At 66.2% G+C, this 21527-nt stretch carries 19 protein-coding genes and 1 pseudogene; 7 read left to right on the top strand and 13 right to left on the bottom strand.

Annotated elements, in window-relative coordinates:
- Positions 1–4: 4 nt before the first annotated feature.
- From LOY33_RS19615 to LOY33_RS19560, 12 genes and pseudogenes are all read right to left on the bottom strand, one after another.
- Complete coding sequence (locus tag LOY33_RS19615; RefSeq protein WP_258659791.1) at positions 5–715, bottom strand: ABC transporter permease; 711 nt, start codon at positions 713–715, stop codon at positions 5–7.
- Positions 712–1440 (bottom strand): ABC transporter permease, encoded by a 729-nt coding sequence (locus tag LOY33_RS19610; protein WP_043861954.1) that lies wholly within the window; start codon positions 1438–1440, stop codon positions 712–714. The genes LOY33_RS19615 and LOY33_RS19610 overlap by 4 nt, the downstream gene beginning before the upstream one ends.
- Positions 1441–1543: 103 nt before the next feature.
- A complete protein-coding gene (locus LOY33_RS19605; RefSeq protein ID WP_043861953.1) occupies positions 1544–2326 on the bottom strand; it encodes a transporter substrate-binding domain-containing protein in 783 nt (260 codons plus the stop codon).
- A gap of 111 nt (positions 2327–2437) precedes the next feature.
- Positions 2438–4075, bottom strand: a complete 1638-nt coding sequence (locus LOY33_RS19600; RefSeq protein WP_054914741.1) for an ATP-dependent DNA ligase — start codon at positions 4073–4075, stop codon at positions 2438–2440.
- Complete coding sequence (locus LOY33_RS19595) at positions 4072–5088, bottom strand: ligase-associated DNA damage response exonuclease (protein WP_078480563.1); 1017 nt, start codon at positions 5086–5088, stop codon at positions 4072–4074. Before LOY33_RS19595 ends, LOY33_RS19600 begins: the two co-directional genes overlap by 4 nt.
- 108 nt (positions 5089–5196) lie before the next feature.
- Complete coding sequence (locus LOY33_RS19590) at positions 5197–7224, bottom strand: c-type cytochrome (RefSeq protein ID WP_258659783.1); 2028 nt, start codon at positions 7222–7224, stop codon at positions 5197–5199.
- A 176-nt stretch (positions 7225–7400) separates the two neighbouring features.
- On the bottom strand, positions 7401–9839 hold the full coding sequence (locus tag LOY33_RS19585; RefSeq protein WP_253086737.1) for a penicillin acylase family protein: 2439 nt from the start codon (positions 9837–9839) through the stop codon (positions 7401–7403).
- 116 nt (positions 9840–9955) lie between these two features.
- Positions 9956–10598: pseudogene (locus LOY33_RS19580) on the bottom strand (glutathione binding-like protein).
- A 98-nt stretch (positions 10599–10696) separates the two neighbouring features.
- Positions 10697–10903, bottom strand: coding sequence for an SEC-C metal-binding domain-containing protein (locus tag LOY33_RS19575; RefSeq protein ID WP_078480560.1), 207 nt, complete (start codon positions 10901–10903; stop codon positions 10697–10699).
- Positions 10904–10909: 6 nt separating this feature from the next.
- Positions 10910–11389 carry an LEA type 2 family protein gene (locus LOY33_RS19570; protein WP_043862632.1) on the bottom strand — a complete coding sequence of 160 codons (480 nt, stop codon included), beginning with the start codon at positions 11387–11389 and terminating at the stop codon, positions 10910–10912.
- A 2-nt stretch (positions 11390–11391) separates the two neighbouring features.
- Positions 11392–11868, bottom strand: a complete 477-nt coding sequence (locus LOY33_RS19565; protein ID WP_043862631.1) for a YchJ family protein — start codon at positions 11866–11868, stop codon at positions 11392–11394.
- 4 nt (positions 11869–11872) lie between these two features.
- Positions 11873–12367 carry a DUF6231 family protein gene (locus tag LOY33_RS19560; RefSeq protein ID WP_043862630.1) on the bottom strand — a complete coding sequence of 165 codons (495 nt, stop codon included), beginning with the start codon at positions 12365–12367 and terminating at the stop codon, positions 11873–11875.
- A gap of 159 nt (positions 12368–12526) precedes the next feature.
- Between LOY33_RS19560 and LOY33_RS19555 the strand changes: the two genes are divergently transcribed.
- The 4 genes from LOY33_RS19555 to LOY33_RS19540 all read left to right on the top strand — a co-directional run bounded on the left by LOY33_RS19555 (position 12527) and on the right by LOY33_RS19540 (position 15161).
- Entirely contained in the window at positions 12527–13219 is a 693-nt protein-coding gene (locus LOY33_RS19555) for an OmpA family protein (RefSeq protein ID WP_043862629.1), read from the top strand.
- A 90-nt stretch (positions 13220–13309) separates the two neighbouring features.
- Positions 13310–14023 carry an OmpA family protein gene (locus LOY33_RS19550; protein WP_054914734.1) on the top strand — a complete coding sequence of 238 codons (714 nt, stop codon included), beginning with the start codon at positions 13310–13312 and terminating at the stop codon, positions 14021–14023.
- A 111-nt stretch (positions 14024–14134) separates the two neighbouring features.
- Entirely contained in the window at positions 14135–14410 is a 276-nt protein-coding gene (locus LOY33_RS19545) for a DUF1145 domain-containing protein (protein ID WP_043862627.1), read from the top strand.
- The gene (locus LOY33_RS19540) at positions 14403–15161 is read left to right on the top strand and encodes a collagen-like protein (RefSeq protein WP_196933023.1); all 759 of its coding nucleotides are present in this window, start codon (positions 14403–14405) and stop codon (positions 15159–15161) included. Before LOY33_RS19545 ends, LOY33_RS19540 begins: the two co-directional genes overlap by 8 nt.
- Positions 15162–15248: 87 nt before the next feature.
- Here the strand turns inward: LOY33_RS19540 and LOY33_RS19535 are convergent, their stop codons facing one another.
- The gene (locus LOY33_RS19535; RefSeq protein ID WP_043862625.1) at positions 15249–15713 is read right to left on the bottom strand and encodes a CopD family protein; all 465 of its coding nucleotides are present in this window, start codon (positions 15711–15713) and stop codon (positions 15249–15251) included.
- Between the two features lie 97 nt (positions 15714–15810).
- Between LOY33_RS19535 and dinG the strand changes: the two genes are divergently transcribed.
- From dinG to LOY33_RS19520, 3 genes are all read left to right on the top strand, one after another.
- Positions 15811–17955, top strand: a complete 2145-nt coding sequence (dinG, locus tag LOY33_RS19530) for an ATP-dependent DNA helicase DinG (protein ID WP_043862624.1) — start codon at positions 15811–15813, stop codon at positions 17953–17955.
- An 81-nt stretch (positions 17956–18036) separates the two neighbouring features.
- A complete protein-coding gene (locus LOY33_RS19525) occupies positions 18037–20223 on the top strand; it encodes a beta-galactosidase (protein ID WP_258659769.1) in 2187 nt (728 codons plus the stop codon).
- 108 nt (positions 20224–20331) lie between these two features.
- Positions 20332–21477, top strand: coding sequence for a serine hydrolase domain-containing protein (locus LOY33_RS19520; protein ID WP_258659767.1), 1146 nt, complete (start codon positions 20332–20334; stop codon positions 21475–21477).
- Positions 21478–21527: the final 50 nt, after the last annotated feature.

Genomic DNA, 21527 nt, shown 5'->3' with positions numbered 1-21527 from the left:
GGTCCTAGTGTGCGGGGCCGAGGAAGGCCAGCCAGCGTCGTTCGGCCAGGCGGAACAGGCCCACCAGTGCGAAGGTCACGCACAGGTAGATGATGGCGGCCGTACCGAACGACTGAAAGGTCAGAAAGGTGGCCGAGTTGGCGTCGCGGGCGACCTTGAGGATGTCCGGCACGGTGGCGGTGAAGGCCACGGTGGTCGAGTGCAGCATCAGGATCACCTCATTGCTGTAGTACGGCAGCGAGCGGCGCAACGCGGACGGCATGATGATATAAGCATAAAGTTTCCAGCCGCGCAGGCCGTAGGCCCTGGCTGCTTCGACTTCACCGTGGTGCATGCTGCGGATGGCGCCGGCGAAGATCTCGGTGGTGTAGGCGCAGGTGTTCAGGGCAAAGGCCAGGATGGTGCAGTTCATGGCGTCGCGAAAGAAGCTGTCGAGCAGCTGTTGCCCGCGCACCACCTCCAGGCTGTAGATGCCGGTGTAGCAGATCAGCAACTGGATATACAGCGGCGTGCCGCGAAACAGGTAGGTGTAGAACTGCACTGGCCAGCGCACCCACAGGCGCCGTGACACCCGTGCGATCGACAGCGGGATCGACACCACGAAGCCGATCAGCAGCGAGGCGCTGAGCAGCCACATCGTCATCGCCAGCCCGGTGATGTGGGTGCCGTCGGTATAGAGAAACGCGCGCCAGTATTCCTGCAGCAGCTCGATCATCGCAGTGCCTCCCGGGTGCCGACGTTGTAGCGCCGTTCGAGCCAGCGCAGGGCCACGTTCGAGGCGCTGGTGATGAGCAGGTAGATGAAGGCCGCCACCACCAGAAAGTAGAACAGCTGGTAGCTGCTCTTGCCGGCATCCTGGGCGGCCTTGACCAGGTCGGCCAGGCCGATGATCGACACCAGCGCGGTGGCCTTGAGCATCACCATCCAGTTGTTGCCGATGCCCGGCAGGGCGAAGCGCATCATCTGCGGGAACACCACGAAGCGAAACCGCTGAAAGCGCTTGAGGCCATAGGCGGTGGCCGCTTCGACCTGGCCGCGCGGCACCGCGAGGATCGCGCCGCGAAAGGTCTCGGTGAAATAGGCACCGTAGATGAAGCCCAGGGTGATGACCCCGGCAGCGAAGGGGTTGATCTCGATGTAGTCCCACTCCATGGCGTCGGTCAGGCTGGTGAGCCCGGTCTGCAGGCTGTAGAAGATCAACAGCATCAGCACCAGGTCGGGCACCCCGCGGATCAGCGTGGTGTAGAGCTGCGCGGGGATGCGTAGCAGCGGCAGCGCGGAGAGCTTGGCGCTGGCGCCGAGCAGGCCCAGGCCGACGCTGACCAGCAGCGACATGAAGGACAGTTGCAGGGTCATCCAGGTGCCTTGCAGCAGCAGCGGGCCGAAGCCCCTGAGGCTGAAGGCGCCAAGGCCCAGGTGTTGCAGGAGGTCGTCAAGCATGGGGCGAGCCTGTGCGGGTGGGACCTTGGGTACGCGGTGCGTCAGCTCTTGCACGCACCGTGAACCCGTGTAGGAGCCGGCCTTGCCGGCGAAGAGGCCGGCCCTACTTGCCGCTGTACAGGTTCAGATCACCAAAGTGCTTCTTCTGGATGTCGGCATAGGTGCCATCATCGTGTAACGCTTTGATACCTTTGTTCAGCAGGGCCTTCAGCTCGCTGTTACCTTTCTTAATGCCCACCGCCGTCTTCGACGGCAGCAATTCGCTGTCCACCGGTTGGCTCACTTCGTAGCCCGCGCCCTGTGGCGATTTCAGAAAGCCCAGTTCGGCCTGCAGCATGTCCTGGATCGAGGCGTCCAGGCGTCCCGAAATCAGGTCGGCATACACCTGGTCCTGGTTCTGGTAGGCCTGGGTCTTGACCCCGGCCTTGTCCAGCACGGCCTTGGCATAGGCTTCCTGGATGGTGCCCTGCTCATAGCCGACGGTCTTGCCCTTGAGCGAGGCCGGGTCGGCGCTCATGCCTGCACCTTTTTTGAACACCAGTGCGGTAGGCCCGGAGAACAGCTCGTCAGAGAAGTCGATGACCTTCTCCCGCGCCGGGGTCACCGTCATGGACGAGATCACGCCGTCGAACTTGTTGGCCTTGAGGCCCGGAACCATGCCGTCGAAGTCGCTCTCGACCCACCTGCACTTGACCTTGAGCTCGGCGCAGATCGCGTTGCCCAGGTCGATATCGAAGCCCACCAGGCTGCCGTCGGCGGCCTTGGACTCGAAAGGGGCGTAGGAGGGATCGACGCCGAAGCGCAGTTCCTTGTAGTCCTTGGCCAGGGTGTTGCCCGCAGCCAGGCACAGCGCCAGAGCAGACAGCGTCAGCAGAGCTTTTTTCATGGTGTGGTCCTTCAAGCGCAAATGATGGGTGGCTGCGCAGCGTTACCGCTGGCCGCTCGACATCAAGCTCACAGCAATTTCCGCACCATAGTCCCAATTGCTGCGTTTCGCTTACCCCAGCAGCGACTGCAACGTGGCCAGGTCGTCTGCTTCGTCCACCGGTTTGTCCAGGCGCCAGCGCAGCATCCGCGGGAAGCGCACCGCAATCCCGCTCTTGTGGCGCTTGGACAGTGCGATGCCTTCGAAGCCGAGTTCGAACACCAGCGTCGGGGTCACGCTGCGTACCGGCCCGAAGGTTTCCACGGTGGTCTTGCGGATGATTGCATCAACCTTGCGCATCTCTTCGTCGCTGAGCCCCGAGTACGCCTTGGCAAAGGGCACAAGGCTACGCTGCGGGCTGCCGGCGGGGGCGTCCCACACCGCAAAGGTGTAGTCGCTGTACAGGCTGGCGCGCCGGCCATGTCCGCGCTGGGCATAGATCAGCACCGCGTCCACGCTGAACGGGTCGATTTTCCACTTCCACCACACCCCCATGTCCTTGGTGCGGCCCACCCCGTACAGGGCGTCGCGGGCCTTGAGCATCAGGCCCTCGACCCCCAGGCTGCGCGATGCCTCGCGCTGGGCGGCAAGCTCGGCCCAGGTGTCGCCCTGCAGCACCGGCGACAGGCGCAGCGCCGGGTGCGCAGTGGTCTGAACCAGCGCCTCCAGCTGCGCCCGGCGCTCGGCCTGCGGGCGGCTGCGCCAGTCGGCCCCCTGCCATTCGAGCAGGTCGTAGCCCAACAGCACCACTGGCGCATCGGCCAGGATCTTCTTGCCCAGGGTCTTGCGCCCGATGCGCTGCTGCAGCAGGGCGAAGGGTTGCACGCCGTCGCGCCACACCACGATCTCGCCGTCCACCACGCAGCCATCGGGCAGCACGGCGGCCAGCGCCTGCAGTTCGGGGAAGCGCTCGGTCAGCAGCTCCTCGCCGCGTGACCACACCCACAACTGGCCCTCGCGTTTGACCACCTGCGCACGGATGCCGTCCCACTTCCATTCCGCCTGCCAGGCCTGGGGCGGGCCGAGCAGGGCGTCGAACTGGTCCACCGGCTGTTGCAGCGCATGGGCCAGAAAGAACGGGTACGGCTGGCCGCCGCGCTGGGCATGTTCGTCTTCGGACTCGGCCGCGATCAGCTTGAGGTAGCCCTGGGCCGTGGGGCGGTGCGACAGGTCGGTGTAGCCCACCAGGCGCTGAGCCACGCGCTTGCTGTCGATGTCGGCCAGTTGCGCCAGGGCGCGGGTGACCAGCAGCTTCGACACGCCGACGCGAAAGCTGCCGGTGACCAGCTTCAGGCACACCAGCAGGCTCTGCCGGTCGAGCTGTGCCCACAGGGGCGGCAGGCGCTGCGCCAGGGTTTCGGGCGGCAGTCCGCGCAGCGGCAGCAGGCAATCCTCGACCCAGTAGGCCAGGCCCGCGTCGCTGCTGTGGGCGGCTTCGGGCAGCAGCAGCGAAAAGGTCTCGGCCAGGTCGCCCACGGCCTGGTAGCTCTCCTCGAACAACCAGTCGGGCAAACCCGACAGGCTGATTGCCAGCTCGCGCAGCAGCCGTGTGGGTACCAGCTGGCGCGGCCGCCCGCCGGCCAGGAAGTACACCGCCCAGGCGGCGTCTGCGGGGCTGGCGCTGGCGAAGTAGCGCACCAGTGCATCGCGCTTGGCGTTGCTCGAGGTGGTGGCGTCGAGCTGGCCGTAGAGTTCGGCGAAGGCCTTCATGCGCTGGCCTCGGTCGGGGCGCCTTCATCCTCGTCACCGTATTCGGTGACGAACGCCTGGGCATCCAGCCCGCGCTCGCACAGGTAGCGCACCAGCACGGCCACCGAGCCGTGGGTCACCATCACCCGCTGCGCCCCGGTCTGTTCGATGGCCCATAGCAGGCCGGGCCAGTCGGCGTGGTCGGAGAGCACGAAGCCGCGGTCCACCCCGCGCCGGCGCCGGGTGCCGCGCAGGCGCATCCAGCCGCTGGCGAAGGCGTCGCTGTAGTCGCCGAAGCGGCGCATCCAGCTGCTGCCGGCCGCCGAGGGCGGGGCCAGGATCAGCGCCTGGCGCATGCGTGGGTCGTGCTTGTCCATCTCGCTGGCATGCAGCGTGGCGGGCAGGGCGACACCCGCTTCGCGGTATACCCGGTTCAGCGGCTCGACCGCGCCATGCACCAGGATCGGCCCCAGGCTCGGGTCCAGGCCATGCAGGATGCGCTGCGCCTTGCCGAACGAATAGCAGAACAGCACGCTGGCCTTGCCCAGTGTGATGTTCTCGCGCCACCACGCATTGATCTGGTCGAAGATCTGCTGCTGGGGCTCCCAGCGGTAGATCGGCAGGCCGAAGGTCGACTCGGTGATGAAGGTGTGGCAGCGCACCGGTTCGAACGGTGCGCAGGTGCCATCGGGTTCGACCTTGTAGTCGCCGGACGCCACCCACACCTCGCCGCGATACTCCAGGCGCACCTGGGCCGAGCCCAGCACATGGCCGGCCGGGTGCAAGCTCAGGGCCACCCCGCCGTGGTCCAGGCGCTGGCCGTAGTCGAGGGTCTGCAGGTTGATGTCGGCGCCCAGGCGGCTGCGCAGGATGCCCGCGCCGGGGCTGGCGGTGAGGTAGTGGCGGTTGCCGTTGCGGGCGTGGTCGCCATGGCCGTGGGTGATCACCGCACGTTCAACGGGGCGCCACGGGTCGATGTAGAAATCCCCGGGTGGGCAATACAATCCTTCGGGTCGTGCAATCACCAGGTCCATGCCAAGGCCGCTGCGCTGGGGGTTTAACCTAGGAGCGCGGCCGGGCCGGTGAAGTTCGATCCGAAAGCGTCGCCGGCGTGCTGCCGGCGACGCTGCAGGGGGGCTGCTTCAGTAGCGCGCGTCTACCGGGCGCCCGCCGTTGGGCCAGTCCTTGACCTTGTCGGGGAAGTCCGGGCGTGGTTGGCTGGAGAACCAGGCCGCCACGTCCACCGCGTCCTGGTCGGACAGGCCGCCCTGGCCGAGCGGGAACTTCTCGTGCATGCCGATCGGCATGTTGCGTTTGACGAAGGCGGCCGCGGTGTAGGTGCGCGCCATGCCGGCACCGATGTTGAACGACTGCTCGCCCCACAGCGGCGGGAAGATCCAGGTGCCGTCGGCACGGGTCAGGCCTTCGCCGTCGTTGCCATGGCACACCGCGCACTGCTGGGCATACACCTGCTTGCCGTTGTCCAGGTCGGGCTTGATCGACGGGTCGACCTTGCCTACGCCGCGCCCTGGCACCTTGTCCTCGGGCTTGGTGTTGTTCTTCATCCACTCGAAGTACGCCACCATCGCCTGCATGTCGGACCCTTGCGGTGGCAGCGGCGAGCCGCTCATCGAGCGCCGGAAGCAGCCGTTGATGCGCTCCTCCAGGGTGATCACCTTGCCCGCCCGTGGCGCATAGCCGGGGAAGAAGGCCGATACCCCGACGAACGGCGAACCGTCGGCCACGGTGCCGGCGTTCAGGTGGCAACTGGTGCAGTTGAGCGCGTTGCCGACGTTGTCGGGCAGCAGGTCACGGGTCTGCAGGTGCAGGCGCATGCCGCGCACCACCTGATCGGCATTGCTGGCCGCCAGCAGGTCGGCCAGGCGCGGGGTCTCGAAGGTCGAGGCGTCGCGGTCCTGGGGCTTGAGCTGCTGGCGCAGCTTGGCCACCTGCGCTGCGCTGATCGCCGAGCCGTCGTTGCCCCAGCTGCTGCGCACGAACGTGAGGATCTCGGCGATCTCGGTGTCGGTCAGGCGCGAGAACCCGGGCATGGTGTACACCCGTGGGTGGGCGACGGTTTCGGCGGTCTGCCAGCCGGTCAGGGTGATGTGCAGCAGCGAGGTCGGGTTGGCCGAGGCCACGCTGGGGTTGTGCGCCAGTGGCGGGAACATGCCCGCCACGCCGGCGCCGTCCGGGCGGTGGCAGTCGCTGCAGAACTGCGTGTAGCCCAGCCCGCCGCGGCTGGTGAACAGGTTGTCCGGCGCTGGGGCAGGGGTTCGTTCCACCATCGGCATCGGCAGGTCGTCCTTGCCCGGTGGCAACGACTTGAGGTAGCGCGCGATGGCGGTGAGGTCGGCGTCGGTGAAGTGCTGGGTACTGTGGGAGATCACCTCGGCCATGTTGCCCGACACCGTGGCAAAGCGGTTCTGCCCGGTCTTGAGCAACTGCACGGTGTCTTCCACCGTCCACAGGTTGCGCAGGCTCAGGGCGCGCCAGTGCTCCACGGTCTCGCCGGCCAGGAAGTGCTGGCCGGCGCTGCCGGCGTCGTCCATGGCCTTTTCCTGGAAGGCCACGCCGCGCGGGGTATGGCAGGCGCCGCAGTGGCCCAGGCCCTGTACCAGGTAGGCGCCGCGGTTGAGCTCGTCGCTGCGGGCCGGGTCGGCCACGAAGGGCTGCTTGTCGAGAAACACCAGGTTCCACAGCGACAGGCCCCAGCGCTGGCTGAACGGAAACTTCATGTCCGCTTCCAGGTTGGGCTGGTTGACCGGCTTCACGTCCTCCATCAGGTAGGCGTACAGGTCGCGCATGTCGCCTTCGGTCATTTTCGCGTAGGAGGGGTAGGGCATGGCCGGGTACAGGTTGGTGCCGGCCGCGTTCACCCCTTCGCGCATGGCACGGTCGAACTGCTCGAAGGTATAGCGGCCGATGCCGGTGACCTTGTCGGGGGTGATGTTGCTGGAGTAGATGGTGCCCATCGGCGTGGTCAGTTCGAGGCCGCCGGCCATCAACTCGCCGCCCTTGGCAGTGTGGCAGGCCACGCAGTCGCCCAGACGGGCAATGTAGGCGCCGCGTTCGACTGCCGTTGCCGGGGGCGGCTCACTGGCAGAGGCGGGGTACGCAAACAGCAGCGTCGAGCCAAGCATGGCCAGACGCGATACAAGAGAAGCCATCGCAATCGTCCTTTGGATGCGGCCGCAGGTGGTCCTGTAGGCACGTATCCGCAATCGTTTTTATAGGGTCATCAGACAAACCCGGTTATAGCCGATGGACGAGGGTGGCACTTTGATATGGATCAGCGCGGGGTGAGAAGGGGGCTCGCCGCCAGGGCGACGGCGAGCCGAAGGGGTTACTTGCCGGGCACCAGGGTCAGGCGCTTGCTGCCGTAGGCGCGTTCGAAGTTCTGCGGCTGCATCGGGAAGGTCACGTAGCTGCCCTTGAACCAGGCATCCAGGCCGTCGGCGAAATGCGCGCTGGCCGGGTTGCCCGACTGCCCGCTGCTGCTCACCCCCTGCAACGGCTCGGCCAGGCCGAAGTCGACTACCATGCGCATCGACGGCATCAGGCGGGCATTGAAGTCCTGGCCCCAGGCATAGGCCGAGGCGTTGAGTGTGGTGTGGTCGCCGCCGGTGGCCAGCGGGCCGCGCTTGAGCGTGTCGCCCAGGCCATAGGGTGCGCTGACGGGCCAGTGGTACTGGTGCAGCTTGCCCCATTGCCAGGCCCGGCGGTCGGTGCCCATCTGCGCTTCGCCGGCGCTGATGGCCGCGGCCAGGCTGCGGGCCAGGATCGTCGGCTTGTCCTGCTTGCCCGGGCTGTTGCGGTCGTCCCAGAACGGGCTGTCGTCGCGGCCCAGCAGGTGATCGGCCTGGGCCGAGTACGACAGCCGCGCATTGGCGACGAAGGCTTGCCAGCTCGGGCTGGTTTCGGGCCCCAGTTCATCGAGGAAGATCTGCCGGGCGCTTTGCTGCAGGAACAGCTCGTACACCGCGGCATCCGCCGATTGCGGGCTCAGGCGCCCGTCGAACGCCATCAGCCGGGTGTAGGCCTCGCGGGCGCGGGCCTTCTGCTCGGCGGGCAGGGCGTCGATGGCCTGCTTGAGCGGCTGGGCCATGCCGGGTGCTTCGAACATGGCCTTGAGCTTGGCGGCGAACAGGGTGGTCTGGTCGTACTGCATGGCGATCAGGCTGCGGCTGTCGTGCTTGCCGTTGCCGGCCAGCTGCGCCAGGCGTTCGGCACGCTCGGGGTAGTACCAGCTGTTGGACAGTTGCAGGCCATAGCCCTTGGGAATGCTGCGCTGGTTGGCATTGCCCAGCCAGCCTTGCGGCGGGTCCTGGTCGTAGGGGTGGAGCATGGCGTCGGCGTAGCCATCCCAGTCATAGCGCCCGTCGGCACCTGGGGAGGGCAGCAGGCCCTGGCCTTCGCGGCGGTTGGGGTAGCGGCCGGTAACCTGCCAGCCCACGTTGGCGGCGTCGGCGAACACCAGGTTCAGCGCGGCGGCGCCGATTTCGCGGCTGGCGTCGAAGGCACGTTCGACGCTCTGTGCCCGCGACAGGTCGAAGAACGCATCAAGGCTCTTGTCGCCCTTGAGTTCGGGCATCTTCAGGGCCAGGCCGAGGCTGCCCTGGGTGCCGGTCAGCAGGGCGCCGTGGCGGGTTTCGTACAGGGTTTCGCGTTGCGGGCGCTGGCCCTTGACGAAGTAGGTCTCGTTGCGCGCCTGCACCGGCTGCCAGCGGCCGTCGACTTCATAGAGCACGCGGTTGCCTTCGCGCTTGAGTTTTTCCAGGTACAGGTCCTGGTTGTCGCCCATTGCCGCGCTGCTGCTCCAGGCCAGCTTGCCGTTGAAGCCGGACAGCACGAACGGCAGGCCGGCCAGGCTGAAGCCGGCGGCCTGGTATTTGGTGGTACGTACCTGCACCGGGCTCAAGGCCCAGGCGCCCTGGCTGTCGCTGGCCAGCAGGCTGCGGCCGCTGCGGCTGCGCTGCGGGGCGATGGCCCAGTTGCTCGACGCCGGGGTGCCCAGCAGGTTGAGCGCGGCCAGTTGCTCGCTGACCTTGTTCAGTGTGGCCAGGCCCGGCAGCTGGCTGCCCGGGTTCAAACCCTTGAGCTTGTCGGCTTCGGCCATGGCCAGCGGTTCGTCCGGGTAGCTGGGCAGCAGCCACGGCAGTGTGTCGGCACCGACTTTCTGCGCCAGGGTCAGTGCGGCGATTTCTTCCTGCAGGTTCACCGACTGGCTGAAGCTGTACAGGCTGAAGATCAGCGCCGAATCTTCAGGCTTCCAGTACTCGGGGCGGTAGCCGCTCTGGGCCAACGGGGCCGGCAGGCGGTCGCGGTAGCGGAACAGGTAGGCGTTGACCCCGCGTGCGTACACCTCGAAGAAGCGCTTGAGGCGCGGCGAGGCGTCGGCGTAGAGGTCGCTGGCGTTCTTTTTCAGGTTGACCGCGCGCATGAAGCGGTCGACCTCCAGCGCATCCGGGCCGGCCATCTCGGCCAGGCGCCCCTGGGCCAGCAGACGCATGCCGACCATCTGCCCGATGCGATCGCCGGCGTGCACATAGCCCAGGGTGAACAGCGCATCGTGGAAGCTGCTGCTCTCGATCAGCGGCATGCCCAGGGCGTTGCGCCGCACCGAGACGTTCTGTGCCAGCCCCTTGAGCGGTTGCACGCCGCTGGTGGGGATGACGCTGTCCTGATGGTTGCCCAGTTGGCAACCGCCCAGGCTGAGCAGCCCGAGCAGGGTCGCGGCGACGCCGAACCGGGGTAGAACGGGGGAAAGGGCTGGCGAGGCCATGGGCAAGGCTCCTGCAGGGGATGGCGCTAAAAGGCGCTACGTTAGTGAGCGCGATCACGCCATGCAAGCGGGGGCGCGGGCTTTATTTTCAAAGTACCGCGCGGCCTTGTCGTGGTTCAGGCTGGCGGCGGGTTGATCTGCTCGACCAGGGCGTAGGCGCGCTGTGTGGCGGGGCGTGCCTGGATGCGCTGGAACCAGCCTTTGAGGGCCGGGAAGTCGTCCAGGTTCTGCTGCTGCCAGGTGTGCGAAACGATCCACGGGTAGATCGCCATGTCGGCGATGCTGTAGTCGTTGCCGGCGACGAATGGTCGGTCGGCCAGGCGCTTGTTCAGTACCCCGTACAGGCGCGCGGTTTCGTCCACGTAGCGCTTGATGGCGTAGGGGATCTTCTCGGGGGCGAAGCGGTTGAAGTGGTGGTTCTGCCCGGCCATCGGGCCCAGGCCGCCCATTTGCCAGAACAGCCATTGCAGGGCCTCCTGGCGGCCGCGCAGGTCCTTGGGAATGAACTGCCCGGTTTTTTTCGGCGAGGTAGAGCAGGATGGCCCCGGACTCGAACAGCGACAGCGGCTGGCCGTCGGCGGTGTCGTGGTCGACGATGGCCGGGATGCGGTTGTTGGGGGCGATTTTCAGAAAGTCTTCGGCAAATTGCTCGCCCTTGCCGATGTTGATCGGGTGAAGGGTGTAGGGCAGGCCGGTCTCTTCGAGAAACAGGGTGATCTTGTGGCCGTTGGGGGTGGTCCAGTAATACAGGTCGATCATGGTCACGCTCCGTTTGATGGTCGTCTGCTGGAACTGTGCTTGATGTCGAGGCGCAACGTGTGTGGGAGCGGGTCAGGCCCGCTCCCACAGGGGAGGCATCAGGCCCCGTGGCACTTCTTGAACTTCTTGCCGTTGCCGCATGGGCAAGGGTCGTTGCGGCCAACGTCCTTCAGGGCATTGCGCGCAGGTTCCTGAGGGGCATGGTTGCAGTGCGGGCCATGCACATGGCCGTGGTCATGATCATGCGCGTGATGGTCATGATCGTGATTGCAGTCGGGGCCATGAACGTGGGGTTGCTGGGTCATCGAGGGTTACTCCGGAATGAGATCGGCGGGAATTATCTCACCCTTGCGCAACAAGTGCAGGTCGTGGGCAAAGAATAATCCGGTGCTCAGCTCACCCTCCAGGCGATAGGGGATGGCCTGATCGGGGCGCTTGAGCAGCTTGGCGATGGGCTTGAGCTGGCGCCACAGGTTGGTACGCACCGGTACCTGGATGGTGCGCCGACTGTGCGCGTCCACCCGAAACCACTGGCCGTGGTCGCCTTCGACCAGCAACAGGTCGGCCAGGTACACCGCGTAATGCAGGTTGCGCACCTGCAGGGTGCTGTCGTTGGGATTGTCGATGCGAAAGTGCAGGATGAACTCCTGCTGCATCAGCCGCGCCTTTACTGTCTCGACCCGCACCAGGTGCACGCCGGGGTCCTGGTAGCTGCCGCCCCACCAGCTGGCGCAGCCCGCCAGATTCATCAGCAGCAGGCCGATGAGCAGCCGACGGGCGCAGGTGGTCATGACTAATGGCTCATGTAGCTGGCGCAGCACTTCTTGAACTTCTGCCCGCTGGCGCATGGGCAGGCGTCGTTGCGCCCGGCCTTGAGGCCCACCGTGGGGTCGATGAAGTACCAGTGCCCGCCGTTGTGCACGAAGGCCGAGCGCTCGCGGTGGCTGTGCTCGCCGTCGTTGTCGTGCCAGCGCGCCGTGAAGGTGACGAACGCGTGATCGGGCTGGCCGCCGAACACCTCGGCGCTCTCGACCTCCAGGCCCAGCCAGGTGCTTTGCGCGCTCCAGGCGGCAATGCCGGCGCGATCCAGCCCGGCCTGCTGCACCGGCAGGGTGGTCTTGATCAGGTAATCCACCAGCCCCAGCACATAGGCGCTGTAGCGCGAGCGCATCAGCGTCTGTGCATCGGGCGCCGGGTGGCCGGCATGATAATGCCCGCAGCAGGCATCGAGCAGGTTACCGCTGCCGCACGGGCAAACCGAGACACTCATTGCATCACCACCAGTACTTTCCAAAATTTTGCGGGTTGGCCCAGAACTTGGCGTTGAGCCAGTCGGGTACCTGTTTGTAGTCACGTAGATCATAGGTGAACAGGTTCAATACCTGCTCGTCACGTTGAAAACGCTCGCTGTCCTGCAGCGCCAGTGCGTAGAAGTCGGTGTCGCGCCAGCCGCTGGCCGCAAGGTCGACCAGCACCGCCACGCGGCTGGCGTTGAGGTTACGAATGCCGCCGAGCAGTTGCAGGCCCTGCTGGTTGCTCAGGTGTTCCAGGCAGTCCACCAGCACCGCCAGGTCGAAACGCTGCGCGGCAAGCTCGGCCGGCAGCGCGCCGGGGCGGGCCACGGCGATCTGCGCCTGCGGGTGCGCGGCGGCGAAGGCCTCCAGTGCCGGAAACGACGTGCCCACCAGCAACAGGCGTTGCGGGGCATGGTGCTCCAGCAGGGCGGCGAGGGCCTGCTGGGGCGTGCGCGAAGAAAAACGGTCAGTCATCGAAGCTCCTCGTTAATGCGTCAAGACTAGCCGGCCCGCGACGCAAGGCATAGAGGCACGCGCAAAGCGCCATGGCTTATTGCTGGCGCAGATGGAATCACCGGTCTTTACTCCCAGAGCATCGGTTTTGCACCGATTCCCCCTAGGAGACGCGACAAAATGAGCATAGTTCGCACAGCATTGCCTCTGGTTCTGCTAACCAGCGTATTGACTGGTTGTGCAGGTTTGCAAAAAACCGACTGGCCGAAGTGTGCCGCCGTCGGGGGCGTTGGCGGTGCCGCCCTGGGCGCCATCGAAAGCTCCAGCTGGGCTGGCTGGGGCGCGCTGCTCGGCGGCGGTCTGGCGGCCGGTTACTGCTGGGCCCATGGCGACGGCGACGAAGACGGTGATGGCGTACCGGACAGCCGTGACAAGTGCCCGGGCACCCCGCGTGGCGTTCAGGTCGATGCCAACGGCTGCCCGCCGGAGCCGGTCGCGGTGGTCGAGGAAGTCGTGGTGGTCAAGGAAGAGGTCATCGTGATCCGCGATGTGCTGTTCGAGTTCGACTCGGCCAGGCTCACCACGGCCGACAAACTGCGCCTGGACAAGATCGCCACGCGCCTCAAGGCCGAAGCCCCGAGCGCACGCCTGAGCGTCACCGGGCACACCGACAGCCGCGGCAGCGATGCCTACAACCAGAAACTCTCGGAACGCCGCGCCCATTCGGTGACCGACTACCTGGTCGAGAGCGGCATTGCGCGCAGCAGTTTCGTTTCGGTGCAGGGCGCCGGTGAAACCCAGCCGGTGGCAGACAACAACACCGCCGACGGACGCGCGATGAACCGCCGCGTGGAAATTCGCATCGATCGCTGAAGCCCTTGCGCCCCGCGGCTTGTGAAGTGTCGCGGGCGCGTCTTTACTCCTGTGTGACCGGTACTGGCCGGTGACACAGGAGCATTCCCCATGAATGTAATCACCAAGGCTGCGCTGCCCGTGCTCGTGGTCGCCAGCCTGCTGTCCGGTTGCGCCACCCACAGCGATGGCAGCGCCCCGTTGAACCAAAGAACCTGGCCCCTATGCAGCCTGCTGGGCGGCGCCGTGGGTGGCGGCCTGGGCGCCATCGAAAGCTCTGCCTGGGCCGGTGGCGGCGCGGCGCTGGGTGCCATCGCCGGTGGCCTGATCTGCTTTGCCCAGGACGGTGACGAAGACGGCGATGGCGTGTTCGACCGCCGCGACCGCTGCCCCGATACCCCGCCCAACACCCCGGTGAGCCACAACGGTTGCCCGTTGCCCCAATACCCGCCGAGCGAGAAGGCCCCGGCGCCTGAGCCCGAGGTGATCACCCTCAACGACCAGGGCAGCGTGATGTTCGCCTACGACTCGGCCGAACTCACCCCGGCCGCCCAGCAGCAGTTGCGTACCCTGACCGGCAAGCTCAATGACCCGAGCGTGGCCAGCATCAAGGTGATCGGACACACCGACAGCCGTGGCAGCGATGCCTACAACCAGGCGTTGTCCGAGCGGCGTGCCAGCAGCGTGGCCGAGTACCTGATCAGCCAGGGCCTGGCACCGCAGAAAATCACCAGCCAGGGGCGTGGCGAGCGCGAGCCGATTGCCGACAACGAAACCGATGCGGGCCGCGCGCAGAATCGCCGGGTCGAATTGCACCTCAATTGATCGACATCGGGGCTGGCATCCGGAGGGTGCCAGCCGGTAATGTGGCGTGCAGTGCCTGTGTCGCGTAAGCGGGCCGCCAAACAAGAAAACGCAACAACAAGGGGCGCGGGTATGAAGGCGTTGTGGGGGCTGGGCAAGGCCCTGACGGTAGTGTTCTGGTGGGTGGTACTGGTGAATCTGCTGATGCCGGCAGACAAGCCGTTCCACCAGCTGATCAACCTCGCGGGGGCCATGCTGCTGGTGCTGCACGTGCTCGAGGTGCTGATGTTCAACGGACGGTTGCGTGAGCGCAGCCATCGCTGGTTCGACCGTTTGCAGATTCTGCTGGTCGGCATCTTTCATATCCAATCGATACCGGCCCCGCGCCAGGAGGCTGGTCATGCGTAAGGTCGTGTTGTTGGCAGCACTGTTCAGCCCGTTGGCCCTGGCCGATGCAATCAGCGTGGCGGCGCACTCGGTGCTGCGCCTGCCGAACAAGGCCAGCGTGGTGCACCTGCAGCGCCTGGAGGTGGCGGATTCGGCCACCCTGGTGCTGCCGGCGAGCCTGGTGGAATTGAAGGTGGATGAGCTGCACCTGGGCAACCAGGCGCGCATTGCCATCGTGCCGGCCGAGCATGCGCTGAGCATGGAAGTGGCCCAGGCGCAGTTGGGCCAGGGCAGTGAGATTGCTGCTCACGGTGCGCCGGGTACCTATGAGCGGGTCGCCAGGCCCGGACGTGACCTGAGCTTGCGCATTCAGGCGCTGGAGGCTTCAGAACTGGCCATCGACGCCCGTGGCGGCGCGGGGGCACCGGGGTATGTGGGGCTCGATGGCGGCAACGGCAAGGCGGGTGGTTGCACCTGGGGCCAGGCCAGCCGTGGCGCCAATGGCGACAACGGTGGCGATGGCCATGATGGGGCGTCCGGAGGCCGGGTGCGCCTGGCACTGCCGGCCAGCTTCCCGGCCGAGCAGATCAAGGTCAGGCTCGACGGCGGTGCACCGGGGCTGGCAGGTGCGCCGGGCAAGCCGGGCGCAGGCGGGGCCAGCAAGGGGTGCCTGGTGTACCGTACCGATGCAGGGGCGACGGGAAGACCCGGGCAGCCCGGGCAACCGGGGGCGGCCGGGGCTGACGGGGAGCTGATACTTCAGCGCCTCTGATTTTCAGGGCTTCTTCGCCGGCCAGGTCGGCTCCTACAGGCAAACGTGGCCTTTGCAGGAGCCCGCCTTGCTGGCGAAGCGATTACCTCACACCAGCAGCCGGCTCGACGCCACCAGCACCACCGCAATACCCAGCAGCAGGTTGATCCCCACCAGGCGCCGAATGCGCCCGAGCACTGCGGCCCCGGCGGGCCAGTCCTGCGCCTTCACCGCCTTGCGCAACTCTGGCAGCAGCAGCGCCTGGATTCTCAGAAACAGCGCAAACATCGCAATCCCTGCGCCAATCATCACCTGCACATAACGTGGCGCAGTCTCGAACCCCGAGAAGCGCATGTGCATCATGCCAACGCCGGTGATCGCCAGCACCGCGACCGCCACCCAGACCCACACGAAAAAACGTTGAAACACTTCTACCCACAGCGTCAGCCGTGAAGGGCCGTCAAGCGCGGCCACCATGGCCGGGCGCAGGATCAGCCAGGCGAAGAACATGCCGCCCACCCAGATCAGGGCGGCCAGCAAATGCAGGCTGTAGGGGATGGCAAAGGCGGTCATCGGGAACTCCATTCGGCGCAAGGGGCAATAGCGGGGTATGATAGCGACCCATTCGAAACACTGAAAATTTATCCAGCCCTCCGGGCGCCCCGACACCATGATCAGCAACGAACTCAAATCCCAGATTCAGGGCGCCTATTCGCGTTTTCTCGAAGCCAAGAGCCTCAAGCCCCGCTACGGCCAGCGTCTGATGATCGCCGAAGTGGCCAAGGTGCTGGGCGACATCGCCGTGGACGACGAAGGCCGCCGCAGCGGCGAGCCCGCCGTGGTCGCGGTCGAGGCCGGCACCGGTACCGGCAAGACGGTGGCCTACAGCCTGGCCTCGATTCCCGCGGCCAAGGCTGCTGGCAAGCGCCTGGTGATCGCCACCGCCACCGTGGCCCTGCAGGAACAGATCGTGTTCAAGGACCTGCCGGACCTGATGCGCAACAGCGGCCTGAACTTCAGTTTCGCCCTGGCCAAGGGGCGTGGTCGCTACCTGTGCCTGTCCAAGCTCGACCTGCTGCTGCAGGAAGGCCACGCCCAGACCGCCACCGCGCAGCTGTTCGAGGAGGAGGGCTTTCGCATCGAGGTGGACGAGGCCAGTCAGAAGCTGTTCACCAGCATGATCGAGAAGCTGGCCGGCAACAAATGGGACGGCGACCGCGACAGCTGGCCACAGGCCCTGGAAGACCAGGACTGGTCGCGCCTGACCACCGACCACAGCCAGTGCACCGGCCGCCACTGCCCCAACTTCGGGCAGTGCACCTTCTACAAGGCCCGCGAGGGCATGGGCAAGGTCGACGTGATCGTCACCAACCACGACATGGTGCTGGCCGACCTGGCCCTGGGCGGCGGCGCCGTGCTGCCCGACCCGCGCGACACCATCTATGTGTTCGACGAAGGCCATCACCTGCCCGACAAGGCCATCGGCCATTTCGCCCATTACACCCGCCTGCGCTCGACCGCCGACTGGCTCGAGCAGACCGCCAAGAACCTGGCCAAGCTGCTGGCGCAGAACCCGTTGCCGGGCGACCTGGGCAAGTACATCGAGCAGGTGCCGGAACTGGCCCGCGAGATCAAGGCCCAGCAGCAGTTCATGTTCAGCGCCTGCGAGCAGGTGGCGGAGTTTCGCCCGGGCGAAGACATGGAAGGTCGCGAACGCCCGCGCTATCGCTTCGTCGGCGGCGTGGTGCCCGAGCACATGCGCGAGATGGGCATCGAACTGAAAAAGGGCTTTTCGCGCCTGACCGACCTGTTCACCCGACTCACCGACCTGCTCAAGGAAGGTATGGACGCCGAAGTCAGCATCGGCATCCCCAGCCACCAGGCCGAGGAGTGGTACCCGTTGTTCGGCAGCCTGCAGACCCGTGCCCAGGGCAACTGGGAGCTGTGGACCGCCTTTACCGCCGAAGACCCGGAAGACAGCCCGCCGATGGCGCGCTGGCTGACCCTGGCCGAAAGCGGTGCGCTGTTCGATATCGAGGTCAACGCCAGCCCGATCCTGGCGGCCGAGATGCTGCGCCGCAACCTGTGGAACGTCGCCCATGGCGCCCTGGTGACCTCGGCCACCCTGACCGCGCTGGGCAAGTTCGATCGCTTTCGCATGCGCGCCGGGCTGCCCAAGCTGGCCGTCACGGCGGTGGTGCCCAGCCCGTTCCACCACGTGGATGCGGGCGTGCTGCGCGTGCCGGACCTGCGTGCCGACCCGCGCGATGCTCCGGCGCATACCGCCGCGATCATCCGCGACCTGCCCGAGCTGGTGGAAGGCTCGCGTGGCTCGCTGGTGCTGTTCTCGTCGCGCAAGCAGATGCAGGACGTGTTCGACGGCCTGGACCGCGACTGGCGCAAGCAGGTGTTCATCCAGGGCAACCTGTCCAAGCAGGAAACCCTCAACAAGCACAAGGCGCGCGTCGACGGCGGTGACTCCAGCGTGCTGTTCGGCCTGGCCAGCTTTGCCGAAGGGGTCGACCTGCCGGGTGCGTATTGCGAGCACGTGGTCATCGCCAAGATTCCCTTCGCGGTGCCGGACGACCCGGTCGAGGCGGCCCTGGCCGAGTGGATCGAGGCCCGTGGCGGCAACCCGTTCATGGAGATCGCCGTGCCGGATGCCTCGCTGCGCCTGATCCAGGCCTGCGGGCGCCTGCTGCGTACCGAACAGGACCGCGGCACCATCACCCTGCTTGACCGGCGCGTGGTCACCCAGCGCTACGGCAAGGCTATCCTCAATGCGCTGCCGCCGTTTCGCCGGGAAATTTCCTGAGCGGCACAGCGCTTTGCAGTGCCCCGTTGTCTATTGCACAGATCAAGGCCCGCAAGGGCCATCAAGGAGAACTTCAGCCCTATGTTGCGCCGTACCCTGCCTGCCGTGATTGCACTGTTGTTCAGCTCGCCGCTGCTGGCCGGGCAACAGACGCTGTTCAACTTCGTTCGCCCGGCCGCGGTGGTCAATGTGGTGACCGAAGATGCCAGCCTGCCGCAGTACAACGCGGAGCAGACAGCCGAGGGCGAGGTACTGCGGCGCGTGGTGTTCAACCCCGTGGAGCGCCCGAGCCTGCGCCTTAGCCCGCAGACCGGGGTGTGGGACTGGACGGGCGCTACCGCGCTGACCTTGCGCATGCAGAGCGCCATGGACTGGGCGCTGAGCGTCGACGTGACGGTGCTCAGCAGCGACGGCAGTACCCTCACCAGCCGCATCGACCTGCCGGCCGGCCCGGCACAGACCGTGATGGTACCGCTGACCGCCAGCTCGCCGCTGACCCAGGGCATGCGTGTCGGCCCGCCGATGCCGTTCCGTCATCAGGGCCAGCGGGTGCTGCTGACCAGCAGCGAGGGCAAGGCCGACCTCAAGCAGGTGGTATCGGTCACGCTGTCGATGCCCAGGCCCAAGGTGGCGCAGAGCCTGCTGATCGAGCGCTTTGGCGTGCAGGACGACGACGTGCTGCAAAAGGCCGCCTATGCCGGCCTCATCGACGGTTATGGGCAGTCCACCCGTGGTCGCTGGCCCGAAAAGATCAGCAGTGACGACCAGCTCAAGGCGGCTGCCCAGCGCGAGCAGCAGCAGCTCAAGGGCTGGCTGGACGAGCGCAGCAAGCTCAAGCTGGACACGTTCGGCGGCCTGCTTGGCGCTGAGGCATTCGAGGCCAAGGGGTTCTTTCGCACCGAAAAGCGTGAGGGTCGCTGGTTTCTGGTCACACCGCTGGGGCATCCGTTCTACTCACTGGGGGTCAATGCCGTGGCGGCCGATGGCGGGCGCACCTACGTGGAAGGGCGCGAGTCGATGTTCACCGCCTTGCCCGAGGCGCAGACCCCGCTGGCGCAGTACTACGGCCAGGGCGACAACCTGGACGGCAACGGTTCTTCCCAGGGGCGCGGTTTCGGCAAGGGGCGCTGGTTCGACTTCTACGCCGCCAACCTGGGCCGTGGTCACGCCACGCCGACGTTCGACCAGGCGCGCTGGCAGGGCCAGAGCCTGGATCGCCTGCAGGCCTGGGGTTTCAACACCCTGGGCAACTGGAGCGACAACGGCCTGCAGAGCGAACGCCTGGCCTACACCCTGCCGTTGTCCATCGGCGGCGACTACACCAGCATCAGCACGGGGGTGGACTGGTGGGGTGCGATGCCCGACCCGTTCGACCCGCGCTTTGCCATGGCCACCGAACGTGCTGTGGCGATTGCCGCGCGCGACCATCGCGACGATCCGTGGCTGATTGGCTATTTCGCCGACAACGAGCTGGCCTGGGCGGTGCCGGGTAATGAATCGAAGCAGCGTTATGCGCTGGCCTATGGCACCTTGCGCCTGACCACCGACTCGCCGGCCAAGCGTGCCTTTCTCAAGCAACTGCGCGACAAGTACCGCAACCAGGAAGGCCTGTCCAAGGCGTGGGGCATCGAACTGACGGCGTGGGAACTGATGGAGGACCCGGGTTTCGAGCCGCCGCTGCCCGACCCCGCGCACCCGGAAATCGAGGCCGACTTCAAGTATTTCCAGCGGGTGTTTGCCGAGACCTACTTCAAGACCATCTCCGACTCGCTGAAATGGCATGCGCCCAATCACCTGCTGCTGGGTGGGCGGTTTGCGGTCAGTACGCCTGAAGCGGTGGCGGCGTGTGCCAAGTACTGTGATGTGGTGAGCTTCAATGTGTATGCACCCACGCCGCAGGATGGCTACGACTTTGCCCAGCTCAATGCGCTGGACAAGCCGGTGCTGGTGTCGGAGTTCCAGTTTGGCTCGCGTGATCGTGGGCCGTTCGGGCCGGGGCCGATGGAAGTGGCGCGTGAGGAGGACCGTGGGCCGGCCTATGCGAACTTCGTCAAGGCGGCCTTGAAGGAGCCTTCGATTGTGGGGGTGCACTGGTTCCAGTACCTGGATCAGCCGGCCAGCGGGCGTTTGCTCGATGGCGAGAATGGGCATTTCGGCTTGGTGGGGATTACCGACGTGCCGTTTCAGGGGTTTGTGGAGAGTGTGCGCAAGAGCAATCTTGAGGTGGTGGAGCAACTGAACAAGCCGCTGGTGATGCCGGCACGGTAAGCGCCTGAGAGCGCAAGGGGACCGCCTGGCTTTGCGGTGTTCCCAAAAACCTCCAGTGCTGGAACAATGCCAGCCATTTTGTGGCGCAGTACGGCGGGGTAATTACGGGTGCAGATTCAAGGTCATTACGAACTCCAGTTCGAGGCGGTACGCGAAGCCTTCGCAGCACTTTTCGATGATCCCCAGGAACGCGGCGCCGCACTGTGCATCCAGGTCGGTGGCGAAACGGTCCTCGACCTCTGGGCCGGCACCGCCGACAAGGACGGCCAGCAAGCCTGGCACAGCGATACCATCGCCAACCTGTTCTCCTGCACAAAAACCTTCACCGCCGTCACCGCCCTGCAACTGGTGGCCGAAGGCAAGCTGGCGCTGGAAGCACCGGTCGCTCGCTACTGGCCAGAATTTGCCCAGGCCGGCAAGAGCTCGGTAACCCTGCGCCAACTGCTGTGCCACCAGGCCGGCCTGCCGGCGATCCGCCAGTTGCTGCCCGCCGAAGCCCTGTACGACTGGCAGACCATGGTCGACACCCTGGCCGCCGAAGCCCCCTGGTGGACCCCCGGCACCGCCCACGGCTACGCCGCGATCACCTACGGCTGGCTGCTGGGCGAGCTGATTCGCCGCGCCGACGGCCGCGGCCCGGGCGAGTCGATCGTGGCGCGCACCGCCAGGCCCCTGGGGCTGGATTTCCATGTGGGACTGGACGATGAAGAGTTCTACCGTGTCGCGCACATCGCCCGGGGCAAAGGCAACCCGGGTGACGAGGCAGCCAAGCGGCTGCTGCAGGTGACGATGCGTGAGCCCGAGGCGTTGTCCACCCGCGCCTTCACCAACCCGCCAGCCATCCTGACCAGTACCAACAAGCCTGAGTGGCGACGCATGCAGCAACCGGCGGCCAACGGCCACGGCAACGCACGCAGCCTGGCCGGGTTCTATGCCGGGCTGCTGGACGGCAGCCTGCTGGAATCGGAACTGCTCGACGAACTGACCCGCGAACACAGCCTGGGCCAGGACATGACCCTGCTGACCCAGACCCGCTTCGGCCTGGGCTGCATGCTTGATCAGCCACAGGTGCCCAACGCCACGTTCGGGCTGGGCGCCAAGGCTTTCGGACACCCGGGGGCCGGCGGCTCGGTCGGTTTTGCCGATCCGGAACACGACGTGGCCTTTGGCTTTGTCACCAATACCCTGGGCCCGTATGTCCTGATGGACCCGCGGGCACAGAAACTGGTTCGGGTGCTGGCCGGCTGCCTTTGATCGGGTAAGTCCCTGCAACCGGAACCCATTGTCTATTCTGGATTCCAACA

The organism is Pseudomonas sp. B21-036 (assembly GCF_024748925.1).
In the GTDB taxonomy this organism is placed as follows: domain Bacteria; phylum Pseudomonadota; class Gammaproteobacteria; order Pseudomonadales; family Pseudomonadaceae; genus Aquipseudomonas; species Aquipseudomonas palmensis.
Note: the sequence above shows the minus strand (reverse complement) of the source record. Positions and strands in the feature narration are given on the sequence as shown.